Below are 13,583 nucleotides of genomic sequence, written 5' to 3'. Positions count from 1 at the left end.
CTCCTTGAATTTAGGTTATTGTTAATTACACCACCAATTGGCATTTATATCCGGCAAACTTACGCACATTCATCACCCCTGTATCTAAGATAATATATTGCCCCTTAATACCCAATAGTGTGCCTTCAGCCAATGGATTTTTATCAAGATTATGAGAGCTAACTTTTTGCGGATATGAAAGCACAGGATAATGAATATCAATCACTTCATTATTCATCAGTTCAATTGACTGTGTGCCATATTGTGTTTTAAGTGATTCAATAAAATCCTGCTCTTTCAGGAGCACTTCATTTTTTATTGATAACAAATCAATCGCATCAGGCTGCCCCTTTAACATTGCCTGCCAATTGGTTTTATCCGCTAAGTGTTTCGCAAGCTTGGTTTCAATCAATCCTGATAACAAACGCTCACTCACCTTAATAATCGGCAAAGCTTGTACCGCACCTTGATCAATCCAACGTGCTGGCGTGTTTTTCTCGCGCGTAATCCCAACCTTTGCTTTGGCAGTATTTGCCAGATATATAAAGTGCGGCTTAATACAGTGCTCATCTCCCCAATTACTATCTCGACATGTCCCCTCATGAAAATGACATAATTCAGGCTTGATAATACACGTATCGCACTCAGGCAAACTACGCACACAAGGAAAACAATAGCCCTGACTAAAGCTTTTTTTGGTTAATCGCCCACAGGCAACGCAATTTATCTCGTTTAAAAACTCAAGCTTAATTGCTTTACCCAATAAGTCATTCATATTGATATCCTGCAACTGATAGCAGGCGTTATTGTCATGATCTAATGAAGTTTTCATTTTTTGCAGATGCAAAGTATATTCAGTCATTCAATACTCTTTTTGTTTTTTGTTTTTTTGTTTTTTTACATTTTATTCAAGTAACATATCCATCACTTGCACTATCCGCCGTTGGCTGAGCGTTAGTCGAAGCCACCTCATCGTTGGCTAAGCATCGTCTAAGCCATTGCAAAACACAAAAGGCATACACCCTTAACTCCCCCTCACCCGCGCAGCTTACGCTGCACGACCTCTCCCGCAAGGAGAGAGGTACTAGCGGTATACATCATTACTAAAGCGCGGTGGTTGTCTTATTTAAACTTCTTGCTTTTTAAACTCAGTAAGCGTTTTTTGGGCATGTGCTTTGACAGTTTGCCAAGTCACAGGCCCCAACTCATCGGCATAAGCGGCAGGATCCTGAAGCCCTAGGTTCAAAAATGCTTCAATGCGCCCAATCGATGAAGCCGATTGATAATCACTGTAAATCGTATTGTCATGCTCAACCGGAATATAGGAGGTAAAAGTCATCTCATACACTTCCTCATATTTTAATCCGAGTGACTCACAAGCGCGCATGCCATCACGTAACACATCAGTCTTGCTGCTATTGATATAAGGCAAGTAATATGTGACTTTTTCAGCATCCCAATTCCCTGCGATAAAGGCATCATAATCTTTATCACGGAATAATTGTCGGCAATCCGGATAGGTTGCATGATCGCCACCATGAACACCCATCGCAATAATAACGTCAGTATTTTGCGCCTCGGCAATCGACAATGCTGCGGCTTGAATGATTGAGCTAAATATTTTATTGCGATTTGGCACAACGGTTAGACGCATATTACTCTCGTGATAATGCCCTGTTGGCACATCCTCGCCACCACTGATCAATGCTGAATGTAATAATTGCGATAAACCATCAATAGTGATGATATGATGCTTGACCTTAAAGCCTTGTTGTTTTAAGTAATCAGTAAGACTCAACGCTTTCTCTAGCTCTACTTTATGCTTTTGACCATAGTCAAATGAAATCGCTGTCACCTCATAGCCATCAGCCAGTAAACGCAACATCAATGAAGATGAATCCATACCACCTGAAAGCGACAATACTGCATGTTTATTCTTTGTACTTTTTATACTTTTTGTATTATTTTTTATTTCATTACTCATTCTATTCTCCAAATCATTCCCTAATTTCAACGCAAAAGTTTATAAAGGCATCAGCAAATGGTATAGTGCTCAAAAATTCAAAGTATCATACCATAATGATTTATCGAGTTGAAAAATATCTTGATGGCTTTTCCACTTGCTTTCGCCAGTGGAATGCTGAACACTCACACTGCCGCTTTTTGCATGGTTATGCCATTTCTTTTCGTTTACATTTTGCTGCTAAATCACTCGATCAGCACAACTGGGTCTGGGATTTTGGTTGGCTTAAAGACAAAAATCACACCATTGATGGCATGACCGCTAAAGAGTGGTTTCATTATATGTTTGATCACACCGTTGTTCTGTCACAAAAAGATCCAGCGCTTGAGACATTTAAAGCATTGGAGCAACAAGGATTATTACAATTACGCACCTTGCCGTACTTCAGTTGTGAGGGTATTGCCGAGTTTGTATTAAACACCTTAAATCCTTTAGTACAACAGCATAGTGATAATCGTGTCACCTTATTTCGTGTCGATGTAATGGAAAATAACAAAAACCTTGGCGCCGTTGAGATAGATTATGCGCATTAATGATTACCATAAAATACTGCCAATTATTGAGCTTTACCCTTGCTTACAAGGTGAGGGATCACGCCGTGGACACCCCTCATTTGCTATTCGCACGACAGGTTGTACGCATCGCTGCCACTTTGGTGAGAATGGTGGTTGGTGCGATACATGGTACTCAAGCATTCACGCGGATAAAGGTAAGTTTTGTTTTAACGATATTATCGACATGATCAAAGCATATCCTGACGTCAAAGAAATCATGCTCACAGGAGGTGCGCCAACCATGCATCCGACACTGATTAATGAGATCATGCATTTAGCACATGAGCATAAGTTATTTGTAACACTCGAAACCGAAGGTTCACATTTTATAAAAACCGATCATCCGATTGATCTTTTAAGCTTGTCGCCTAAGTTTACTAACAGCATTCCAAAGCTAGGTATCAGCACACCTAAAGGCACTGTTGTTGATCAAAAACTTATTGATCAACACAATAAATATCGCTTAAATCTTACTGCCATGCATCAGATGATTGATTATCACCATGACTATCAATTAAAGCCGGTGTGTGATGGTAGTGATGAGAATCTAACAGAAATAAAGTCTTTGATTAAGAAACTTAATATTCCAAAGCATAAAGTGTATTTAATGCCAGCAGGCAGCACTCGTCAGGAAATGATTAAAGCCTATCCCAAAATTATTGATCTCGCCCTTATGCACGGTTTTAACTTCACCGGTCGCGATCATATTATCGCCTTTGATGATAAAATTGGTGTTTAATTTTCCCCTCACCCGTTGAGCTTAGGCTCAACGACCTCTCCCGCAAGGGGCGAGGTGTTTATTAGATATTTTTTTGGATTCTCGAATCAAGTCCGAGAATGACTGCGAGGCGCCATGCTCGGGCTTGAGCTGAATATCCATGATGCCCCATAAACCATTGCTTAGGTACTTATAAATGATCAAGCATTTGTTGATGCTTCGCATAAATTGCATCACTTGGTTCTTTGCTTAAGATACTGCCTAGATAAATAGCAATACAGGCAAAGATAAAACCAGGTAGCAATTCATATAACTCAAAAACACCTCCTAGTGTCTTTAAATGAGGCCAGATAATCACGGTGAATGCGCCAACAACAATACCACAAAAAGCACCGGTTAAATTCATACGTTTCCAGAAAAGTGATAACACAATAATTGGACCAAATGACGCACCTAACCCCGCCCAAGCATAACCAACAAGATTTAAAATTGAGCTTTTAGGATTAAGTGCTAATAACACAGCAATAATAGCAATCACAATGACGATAATGCGACTAATAATCAACATTTCACTGGCTTTAGCATTTGGACGAATAAACTTATGATAAAAGTCTTCTACCACCGCACTAGAGGATGCTAAAAGCTGCGCTGAAGCAGTACTCATCGTTGCTGATAAAACTGCTGCTAATAGCACGCCAGCCACCCATGGATTAAATAATGTTTCTGCTAACACTATAAAAACCGTTTCAGGATTTTTAAGCGTATGTGGTGCGTAATACGCAATACCAAAAAGTCCCGTAAATACCGCACCAATAAGTGCCACGCACATCCACGTCATACAGATGAATTGCGCTTGCGGGATGGTTTTGGCACTCTTAGTTGCCATAAAACGCACCAGAATATGCGGCTGACCAAAATAACCTAAGCCCCAAGCAAAGAGTGATAATACCCCAATAATACTAGTACCTTTAAAAGCATTTAAATATACCGGTGATTGTTTGGACACTGTCTGTAATGCCTCAGATAAACTGCCAATATGCACCCATACGGTAACCGGCACGATAATCAAAGCAATAAACATCAAAGCCCCTTGGAAAAAATCAATCCATGAGATCGCTAAAAAGCCACCGACACAGGTATAAATCAAAATAATTAACGCGGTAATATATAACCCCGTAGTGTAATCAATTTTAAAGGTTGAACCAAATAACAAGCCTCCGGCAACAAATGCTGATGCCGTGTAGAAAGTAAAAAAGATCAAAATCACTAGCGCACTGAGCAGGCGCAGCATACCGCTTTTTTCCATAAAGCGATTTTCAAAATACGATGGAATCGTAATTGAGTCATTGGCAAGCTCAGTGTATATACGCAAGCGCTTAGCGACAAACTGCCAGTTTAAGTAAGCACCTAATGATAAGCCAAGCGGCAACCAGATCTGGTTTAGACCATTGAGCATTACCGCGCCTGGTAACGCAAGTAACAACCATGAGCTCATATCAGAAGCGCCAGCTCCTAGAGCGGCAATTGGCCCACTTAATGAACGCCCACCGAGCATATAATCATGTAGATTTTTTGTGTAAAAATATGAGCAAATACCTAGCCCTAAAATAATGCCGATATACAGCACAAATACAATAACTAAAACAGTCATCCCCTACCCCTTTTATTTAACTATCTACACAGCATATTGACTAAAACGATCTAAAAGTATTTATATCCCTTACTTCTAGTGTCTTTTTAGTACTCAATTATATTGTTTAAGGTTTATTTTTAATGTAATTTGCCAATGACAAACCAATAATCACGACTAACGGCACAAACACAACCGCCCACGAACCTACAGATCCCATAGATACCTCCAAAAAATTAAAGTCATCCATGCTACAAGTCGTATTTTTAACGTATTCATTCGCATTTCTGACATTTTTCTACATAACTCTGGGCGAGGATACTGAAAAGTTTTACAAATTGCAAATACCAAAACAAGCTTAGCTCAAGAAAATTAATGTTTAAATGTTTCCATATAACTACTCCACTTGAATATGCTCACCTTTTCAGGCATCATCACCTCATCTTTTTGTCCTGATAGTTCAACGGATAGAATAAGCCCCTCCTAAGGGCTAGATGCAGGTTCGATTCCTGCTCGGGACACCATTTATAAAAATAATAACCAAAGAAACCTATATATCAGTTACTTTTGCAAACGATGAGAAGTGCCTTGGTTGTGAACAATGGCAAGCCTAAAGTCCCCATCAACATATTGTTTCATTAAGAAGTTAAGTAATGTCTGGTAAGGTAAGCCCTCATGCTCAGCTTTTTCTTTAAAGGCTGCAAGCGTTGCTGGGTCGGGCTTAAAAGAAATTGGTTTTCTGACTTTTTGCATGGTCGCCTTAGCCATTTGCTCAAGCTGAGCTTTGCGTTTTTTAAACTCATCCTCTGCGATGGGCTTATATTCCCCATGCCTATCAGCCTGCATAATAGTTTCTTCAATAGCATCAAGTGCTTTTATGTTGTTTTTTTGGGATGTATTACGCATTTGTATCGCCTCCAAATCGTTTAGTTTGCTTACGGTCTGCATAAGCGGTAATCAACCTTAGGTTGTTGTTACGCTGTTCTGCGGCAACAGAGTAAACATAGTCACCAACACGTACGCGCAGAATGCTTTGCTTAGGATGATTAACATTATCATCAATCGCTAATAAATCACCATTTTCAATTGCTACAACAATTTGTTCAAATGAAATATGTCTTTCTTGTTTGAGTTGCTTATTTTTCTTTTCATCCCATTCAAACATTTAACGCTGCCGTTATTTCGTATCTGCAGTTATTATAGTAAATACTCAGTATATATCAATAGGGGTTGGTGTGGAGCAAGATAATTTGCCTTGGCTTCAGTGCCGGACTTAGCTGTTGCTGAAACCAAGCATTAAACAGTGTGATCTACCTTGTTAATCTTACCTCGTAAATATTTAAATTGATGCTAGAATCATACTTGCCTATACCAACAAAGTCATTGCACAAGGAGTTTTTGATGATTCGTAACAAACAAGTAATCTTTCTATCAGCAGTAAGTGTGTTTTCATTGACCCTTTTAGGGTGTGGTGGAGATGGTTCATCAACCACTGCACTCTCACTTGCTGGCACGACCAATCAATATTACAACCAAAGCTACACTTATACCGCAACATTTTCCAATCTTGGAAGCACTCAGGGTACTGGAATCACGAACTGCACATTGAATATTTCAGGAGATGCTAGCGCCTATCTGCAAATTGTTAATACACAAACCACTGCTAATCAATGCATATTTACGGTAAAAGACAGTAATACAACAACTACCAACTTATTAGCCTCACTATCGGCAACTGCTACCTATAATAATCAAAGTTATCAATCCAATAATAACATTCAGGTGTCAGCACATAACATTCAAGTTAACCCCCCACAACCAGGAACAACCAATTACTGGCGCTTAGACTTCCCTTCAGGTACCGCATTTCCAAGCTATGTTTATCAAGGTCAGAAATTAATTGCTTATGTTGAAAGCCTAGCACAACCTGTTTTTTTAATGCAAACTGACACCGACGGTAGCTTTCAAATTATTACGCCTAAGGATAATGGAACTTATCAAGGCTGTGAGCTTACAATGGCGACAAATAATAGCATATCAGGTAGCTGTCCAGGGATTAGCACACCTCAACTAAGCGGTAATGAGCTTAATGTTTCTTATGCAGCTGGGACACTACCAAATATTACCCCACAAGTAACACCAACACCTCCCTCGTATCCCCCTCGACAAATTGTTTTTATGAATAATCTCACATTACCTGTTACCATAAAAGTTACCGGCGGTGGTCAAAACAATTCATTCACAGTAAATGGTCAATCAAACTATAATTATTCAATACCAGACGCTGGTATTTCCTCATATAATTTCCAAATTGCTAGTATTAATACACGCAATGTAAGTGATGGAACATATGGTGAGTATGCAACACTATTAGAGGTAACCTATCCAGCAATTACTGATATTCATAATCAAGCAAACATTGATGTTTCAATGGTCAATGGCTATAACACACGCTATAACTTCTATCCTCAAGCAGGAACCTATTTCACCTATGATTTTGCACTAGGTGATACCACCCAAGCGGTAGCTTATTTTGATGAAAAAATCCCTGCATCTACTTTGAACCCATTAAATATTTCACTTGAGCAATTATGCCAAACCATTGATAGCGGCATGAAAGCCCAGCAATCACAATTCAACAGTACCAATTTTGTTGCGACATCATCATCAAGCTTTGCGGGTTGCTATAGTCCACGATCTGTTGCTAGTGTCGCCTTTGGTTCAACATCCGATATTTTTAATCAATATGGTTGCGTTGGTAGTTATGGCACACCGGCAACATGTACAACTGGCGCCAATTCTAGCTATGTTAGCAATATTCATGCCAATGCTTTTCGCGGCTATGCTTACCCTTATGATGATTGGTTTGCTGACTATTCTGCTGATCGCCACACCTCCTTAGTTTTTGAAATTTTATCCGCACCCAACGGATTACCCAACTAAGCAAAATAAGTTAAAGGAGTAGTCTCAATGAATACAACGACAATCAGTTTTTGGGATATGCTTATTTATACCCCATGGTGGGTTTATCTGATTTTTATTTACTGCCTTGTGATTGGCATCAAAGCGACTAAGCCACGCACGGTATCACTAACGAAACTATCCATTATCCCAATTATTTTTACCTTATTGTCACTTGATACCTTAATTAGTGTATTTCCGCTAACATTAACCAATATTATCATCTGGATTATTGCCATTCTAATTGGCATTGGTGTTGGACTGATTATTGCTTTAAACGGCAAATATGATGTGATCGTCAATAACAAATCTATCCATTTTCACGGTGGTTGGTTCACTTTCGTATTATTGATCATCATCTTTATCAGTAAATATGACGTAAACTATAAGCTTGCATTGGAACCCGCGCTTGCTGATCAATTTACTTTTAGTCTTATTAGTCTCAGTGTCTCAGGAATATGCAGTGGTCTATTTATTGGTCGGTTAATTGGTTACATCAAGCGCTATCGTCAAGCCAAACAAGCGATCAATAGCACATATAACTAGCCCATCTCATTAATCAGTTTTTCTTATACTGTTAATAAATAATATATCGACTGTTTGTTTTGCTATCGTCAAATAACTCGCCTATTATTATCCAATGATTATCTTTATCATTTTACAACCATACGGAGCCCCCTACGTGATCACAACTATTTTTTTGCTGATATTAATCCTATTGGCACTGGCACAATTTTATAAAATCAGTTTCAACATTCGTGCCGTCGCCTCTTTAGTCATCGGTGTTGTCTTTGGTATTATTTTACGGCTATTAAATCAAAGTAGTGGTGATGACACCCTGCATAGCCTTTTAAATTTAGTCAGTGATACCTATATTAGCTTGCTTAAGATGTTAATAATCCCACTGGTGTTAACTGCCATTATCCATGCGATTGTTAACCTACGCCATCATCAAGGATCTTATCTGATTAAAATGGTGACAAAGGCGGTTGTCATTATTCTTCTTCTTACTGGTATTAGTGCAGTTATTGGCGGACTGGTCGGCTCATGGATGCATATTGGCTTTGGCATGTCATTCTCTGGTGTTTTAAACACCCCTGAATCGCATAACCTTGTGGATACGATTACCGGCATGTTACCAAGTAATCCTGTTACCGCAATGGCAGATAATAATGTCATTGCCGTGGTTATTTTTGCCGCTTTGATTGGCTTTGCTACGTTAAAGCTTCATCAACAGGAAAAAGAAATCGCTGCCCCTTTTATTAGCTTTATTCACTCAGCATTCTTTGTTGCCAAAAAGCTTGCCAATATGATTATCGCCCTGACACCTTATGGTGTATTTGCATTGATGACACAAATGACACTTGATCACGGATTAACAACCTTGATGCAGATGATCAACTTTATTGCTGCGATGTATATTGCTATGCTTATTGTTATTATTATGCATACTATATTGATTACCTTGAGTGGTGTTAATCCAATTCATTATTACAAAAATGTTTGGCGCGCATTACTCGTTGCTTTTACCACACGTTCAAGCTTTGGCACATTACCGGTAACCATGGATGCCTTAGGCAATCGCTTAAAACTCTCTGAAAGTGTTTCAAACTTCACACCAAGTATAGGGGCGACCATTGGTATGAATGCTTGTGCGGGTATTTATCCGGCAATGCTTGTGGTCATGACTTTAACGATTATGGGTGAGCCAATTACTTGGCAAATCATCCTATTAGTCGGTGCAATTAATATGATTGCTTCATTAGGTGTCTCCGGCATCCCTGGAACCGCCTTTATTGCAGCAGGTGTTACCTTTGCAACGCTTGGGTTACCATTTAATATCATCGCTCTTGTGCAAGGCGTTGATCCAATTATTGATATGGGGCGTACTGCCACCAATGTCAATGGCGTGATGACAACAGCAGTGATTACTGATAGAACAACCAAAATATAAGATAACTCGGGGCGTATGCAATACGCCCCTACGGATGTTTTTATTAACTCTTCTTATCTTCCTTAAAATACATCCACTTTGAATAGACATGATCCATATGGTTATTTTCTGGATCATAACCACCAATATATGGCTTCACTAAGCGAAAATACGTGTAGTTATATATTGGCAAAGAATAATAGCCCGCCATCGCAAGCTCAATCGCCTTTTCCATATGCGAGTCAAATTGCGCTTGTGTTGGTGCATACATACCCAGCTGATATTCTTTGTCTAACGCTTTATTACAGAACCCAGCATTATTATTCGGGCTATTGCATAAAAACATATCCACAAAATTACTTGCCGCATTAAAATCAGCAATCCATGAAAAGCGTCCAATTTGGTAGTTTTGTTGTTGCAAAGTTTGCAGATAAACCTTCCATTCTTCATTTTGAACTTTAACATTAATCATGCCACCAAACGCATGCTTCCACATTTGCGTAATCGCTTCGGCAATTTTCTGATGCGTTGGCAAGGTATTATAACTAATGACAAGATCAAGTGGATGCATATCAGAATAACCCGCTTTCTCCAATAGACCTTTAGCGATTTGCGCACGTTCTGCCATTGGTTTATTGACCCAACTATAGCTTGGAACGTCTTTATAAATATTATCGTAAATACCACCTTGGATCCCTTGCGGCACAATGCTGTATAAAGGCGTTTGCCCCATTTTTAAAATAGCATCAATAATTGCCTTGCGATTGACTGTCATCGTTAGTGCTTTACGCACTTCCAGTTTATCAACACCTTCGGCATTGGTATTAAACCAATAGAAGTAACCACCAAGCTGTGTCACATCAACAAATTGTGAACCAAACTGTTGGCGATACTGCTCAGCACTTAAACCATCGGGCAATGTCCAAGTGATATCCATCTGCCCTGCTTTATAACGATTAAGCTCATCCGTTGGACTATTTATTGGTAAATAGCGCACTTTATCGATTTTAACATTGGATGCATCCCAATAGTTCGGGTTTTTGAGTGCTAAAATATGACCATTTGGAATCCATTCTTTAAGCTCATAAGCGCCATTGCTAATCATCTTACCGGCCTGTGCCCAACCTTTTGGATCCTCTTTAACTAGTGGAGGATAGACAGGATAAGCCACTGAGTTTGCTAAAATTGCGGGGAAGTATGCTAAGGGGTGCGCTAGGGTAATTTGAAGTGTGGAATCATCTAACGCTTTAACGCCCAAAGTATCCGCCTTTGCCTTATTATCCATAATCGCTTGCGCACCTTTGATCACATTAAGCATGGTATTATTAGGTGCGGCTGTTTCAGGTGTTACGGCGCGTCTTAATGAGAAAACAAAATCCTCAGCAGTCACTGGTTTGCCATTTGACCATTTAGCGTTATCACGCAAGTGAAAAGTATATACGGTACCATCTTTAGATATATCCCATGATTTGGCAACACCTGGAATCGCTTTATTTGCCTGATCCTCTGTGGTTAATCCTTCAAAAAGATCATCCACAACACGCGAAGAGGTGGTATCATTGACAAGTTGTGGGTCTAAGGTTGGCACCCCAGTGCCCACCCCAACAATCAAGGTGTCTTTACCTTTTGGTGCACTATCTGAGTTTGCAGCTTGCGTGTTGCCACTTCCGCCGCCACAACCTGACAATGCAGCCAATGCCAATGTTAAACCTAATACCAATACCTTTTTTGATCCCTTCATATTGCTTCTTGCACTCCTTATTTTGTTTTAGCTTCTTAAGTTTTATTGTTTAATGTTTAACCTGCAATTTTATACATGCTGCTTTGCGCTCATCTGACAACGCATATAACTGCGGTTTGTCTTTGGCACACGCTTCATCCGCCAGTGGGCACCGTGTGCGAAACACGCACCCCGATGGTGGATTAATCGGTGAGGGCAAATCTCCCTCCAAAATCTGAATTTTTTTAGCACGTTCAAGTACTGGATCTGGCAATGGCACCGCTGATAATAACGCTTTGGTATAAGGATGTGTTGGATGATCACATAATGCTTTTGACTCACCCACTTCCATTAAGTTACCCAAATACATCACCATAATGCGATCTGAAATATGCTTAACCACACTTAGATTGTGTGCAATAAACAAAATCGTCAAGCCTAATGTTTGTTGCAACTCTTTTAATAAATTCACTACTTGCGCTTGAATCGATACATCCAGCGCACTAACCGGCTCATCACATACCAAAATCGATGGCTTTAAAATCAGCGCACGTGCAATACCCACACGCTGACACTGCCCCCCTGAGAATTGATGGGGATAACGATTAATATGTTTTGGCGATAAGCCCACCATACGCATCATTTGCTCAACACGTGTACGTCGCTCTTCTTTGGATAGCTTAGGCTCATGCACTTTTAATGGTTCGGCAATAATATTACCAATAGTAATACGTGGATTAAGGGAGGCAAATGGATCTTGGAAAATCATTTGAATCTCTTTTCTAACCGGCTGCCATGACTTTTTATGTTTCAATGCTGTTAGGTCTTTGCCTGCCCATACCACCTTACCATCAGTTGCATTAACCAAGCCAACCACCGCGCGAATCAATGTTGATTTACCACAACCTGACTCACCCACGATACCTAAGGTTTCACCCTTTTTGACATCAAATGACACACCATCTACCGCTTTGACAAAGCGTGTTTCTTGCCAAGGCCATGATTTTTTCAATGGAAAATGAACTTTCAGGTTTTCTATATTTAAAACAGTCTCATTATTAAGCATGATTCATTGCCTCCATTTGTTGTTTGGCATAAAAGCATGCGACTAAATGGTTATTATCTTTTGCATTTTTTACATAATTCTCAAGCTTTGGCTTATGCGTCAGACAATTTTGCGAGGCAAAATCACAACGTGGCTGAAAAGCGCAACCCTGTGGCAAATTGGATAAATCAGGCGGCTCTCCGGGAATTGCTTGCAAGCGTGCACTTGGGATATCAACGCGTGGTGTAGCAGCCATGAGTCCCTTGGTATACGGATGATGATTATGCTTAAACAAATCATCAATATTCGCCGACTCCACAGGGGATCCACCATACATCACCATCACACGATCACAAGCACCGGCAACAACACCAATATCATGCGTAATTAGGATCGTCGCCATGTTAAATTCATTTTGCAACTCTTTTAATAGTTTTAGAATCTGCGCTTGCACCGTTACATCTAATGCCGTTGTCGGTTCATCAGCAATTAAGAGTTTCGGGCGACACATCAGCGCCATTGCGATCATCACCCGTTGACGCATCCCCCCTGAGAACTCATGCGGATAGAGCTTTACTCGATTCTTAGCATCTGGAATATGTACTGCATCAAGCATCTCTATGGCTTTTTTAGCTGCCTCAGATTTGGAGCAATTGCGATGAATCATCAATGTCTCAGATAATTGCTTTTCAACGGTAATATACGGATTCAGTGAGGTCATTGGATCTTGGAAAATCATTGAAATTTGATCGCCACGAATTTTATTTAATGCACCCGTTGACATACCAACCAACTCTTTGCCATCAAACTTAGCCGAGCCGGAGATCACAGCATTGGAAGCCGATAAACCCATTAATGCCAATACGGTTTGGCTTTTGCCTGAACCTGACTCGCCAACAATTCCTAAGGTTTCTCCTTGATCTAAACTAAAGTTAATCTTATTAACTGCACTAACCAATCCATCATTGGTTTTAAATTTTACTTCTAAGTCTTTTACTTCTAATAGTGACATATTTCCTC

General features: G+C 39.8%; 13 protein-coding genes and 1 tRNA gene. 6 read left to right on the top strand and 8 right to left on the bottom strand.

Features of this window, described 5'->3' with window-relative positions; translation table 11 throughout:
• Window positions 1-25 precede the first annotated feature (25 nt).
• Entirely contained in the window at window positions 26-841 is an 816-nt protein-coding gene (locus F3D68_RS08330) for a DUF2797 domain-containing protein (RefSeq protein ID WP_224728272.1), read from the bottom strand.
• A gap of 264 nt (window positions 842-1,105) precedes the next feature.
• A complete protein-coding gene (locus F3D68_RS08325; protein ID WP_151193983.1) occupies window positions 1,106-1,963 on the bottom strand; it encodes a 7-cyano-7-deazaguanine synthase in 858 nt (285 codons plus the stop codon).
• Between the two features lie 95 nt (window positions 1,964-2,058).
• On the opposite strand from F3D68_RS08325, the gene F3D68_RS08320 reads away from it, so the two are divergent.
• The gene (locus F3D68_RS08320) at window positions 2,059-2,535 is read left to right on the top strand and encodes a 6-pyruvoyl trahydropterin synthase family protein (protein ID WP_151193982.1); all 477 of its coding nucleotides are present in this window, start codon (window positions 2,059-2,061) and stop codon (window positions 2,533-2,535) included.
• A complete protein-coding gene (locus F3D68_RS08315; protein WP_151193981.1) occupies window positions 2,525-3,295 on the top strand; it encodes a 7-carboxy-7-deazaguanine synthase QueE in 771 nt (256 codons plus the stop codon). Before F3D68_RS08320 ends, F3D68_RS08315 begins: the two co-directional genes overlap by 11 nt.
• 169 nt (window positions 3,296-3,464) lie before the next feature.
• On the opposite strand, the gene putP is transcribed toward F3D68_RS08315, so the two are convergent.
• Entirely contained in the window at window positions 3,465-4,925 is a 1,461-nt protein-coding gene (gene putP, locus F3D68_RS08310; protein ID WP_151193980.1) for a sodium/proline symporter PutP, read from the bottom strand.
• 428 nt (window positions 4,926-5,353) lie between these two features.
• Here putP and F3D68_RS08305 point away from each other — a divergent pair.
• Window positions 5,354-5,428, top strand: a tRNA-Arg gene (locus tag F3D68_RS08305).
• Window positions 5,429-5,465: 37 nt separating this feature from the next.
• Here F3D68_RS08305 and F3D68_RS08300 read toward each other — a convergent pair.
• On the bottom strand, window positions 5,466-5,810 hold the full coding sequence (locus tag F3D68_RS08300) for a hypothetical protein (RefSeq protein WP_151193979.1): 345 nt from the start codon (window positions 5,808-5,810) through the stop codon (window positions 5,466-5,468).
• Complete coding sequence (locus tag F3D68_RS08295) at window positions 5,803-6,069, bottom strand: BrnT family toxin (RefSeq protein ID WP_151193978.1); 267 nt, start codon at window positions 6,067-6,069, stop codon at window positions 5,803-5,805. Before F3D68_RS08295 ends, F3D68_RS08300 begins: the two co-directional genes overlap by 8 nt.
• A 236-nt stretch (window positions 6,070-6,305) precedes the next feature.
• Between F3D68_RS08295 and F3D68_RS08290 the strand changes: the two genes are divergently transcribed.
• The 3 genes from F3D68_RS08290 to F3D68_RS08280 all read left to right on the top strand — a co-directional run bounded on the left by F3D68_RS08290 (window position 6,306) and on the right by F3D68_RS08280 (window position 9,819).
• On the top strand, window positions 6,306-7,847 hold the full coding sequence (locus F3D68_RS08290) for a thaumatin family protein (RefSeq protein WP_191092762.1): 1,542 nt from the start codon (window positions 6,306-6,308) through the stop codon (window positions 7,845-7,847).
• A 27-nt stretch (window positions 7,848-7,874) separates the two neighbouring features.
• Window positions 7,875-8,411, top strand: coding sequence for a DUF6622 family protein (locus F3D68_RS08285; protein WP_151193976.1), 537 nt, complete (start codon window positions 7,875-7,877; stop codon window positions 8,409-8,411).
• Window positions 8,412-8,547: 136 nt separating this feature from the next.
• A complete protein-coding gene (locus F3D68_RS08280) occupies window positions 8,548-9,819 on the top strand; it encodes a cation:dicarboxylate symporter family transporter (RefSeq protein ID WP_151193975.1) in 1,272 nt (423 codons plus the stop codon).
• Window positions 9,820-9,862: 43 nt separating this feature from the next.
• On the opposite strand, the gene F3D68_RS08275 is transcribed toward F3D68_RS08280, so the two are convergent.
• Genes F3D68_RS08275 through F3D68_RS08265 form a run of 3 tightly spaced genes read right to left on the bottom strand, consistent with a single transcriptional unit; the run spans window position 9,863 to window position 13,575 of the window.
• Window positions 9,863-11,539, bottom strand: a complete 1,677-nt coding sequence (locus F3D68_RS08275) for an ABC transporter substrate-binding protein (RefSeq protein ID WP_151193974.1) — start codon at window positions 11,537-11,539, stop codon at window positions 9,863-9,865.
• A gap of 49 nt (window positions 11,540-11,588) precedes the next feature.
• A complete protein-coding gene (gene oppF, locus F3D68_RS08270; protein WP_151193973.1) occupies window positions 11,589-12,584 on the bottom strand; it encodes a murein tripeptide/oligopeptide ABC transporter ATP binding protein OppF in 996 nt (331 codons plus the stop codon).
• Entirely contained in the window at window positions 12,577-13,575 is a 999-nt protein-coding gene (locus tag F3D68_RS08265; RefSeq protein WP_151193972.1) for an ABC transporter ATP-binding protein, read from the bottom strand. The genes oppF and F3D68_RS08265 overlap by 8 nt, the downstream gene beginning before the upstream one ends.
• Window positions 13,576-13,583: the final 8 nt, after the last annotated feature.

The sequence above is a fragment of the Cysteiniphilum sp. JM-1 genome, from assembly GCF_008711525.1.
Classification (GTDB): domain Bacteria; phylum Pseudomonadota; class Gammaproteobacteria; order Francisellales; family Francisellaceae; genus Caedibacter.
The sequence above is the reverse complement of the archived record's forward strand: the minus strand, read 5'-3'. Positions and strand labels throughout refer to the sequence as shown.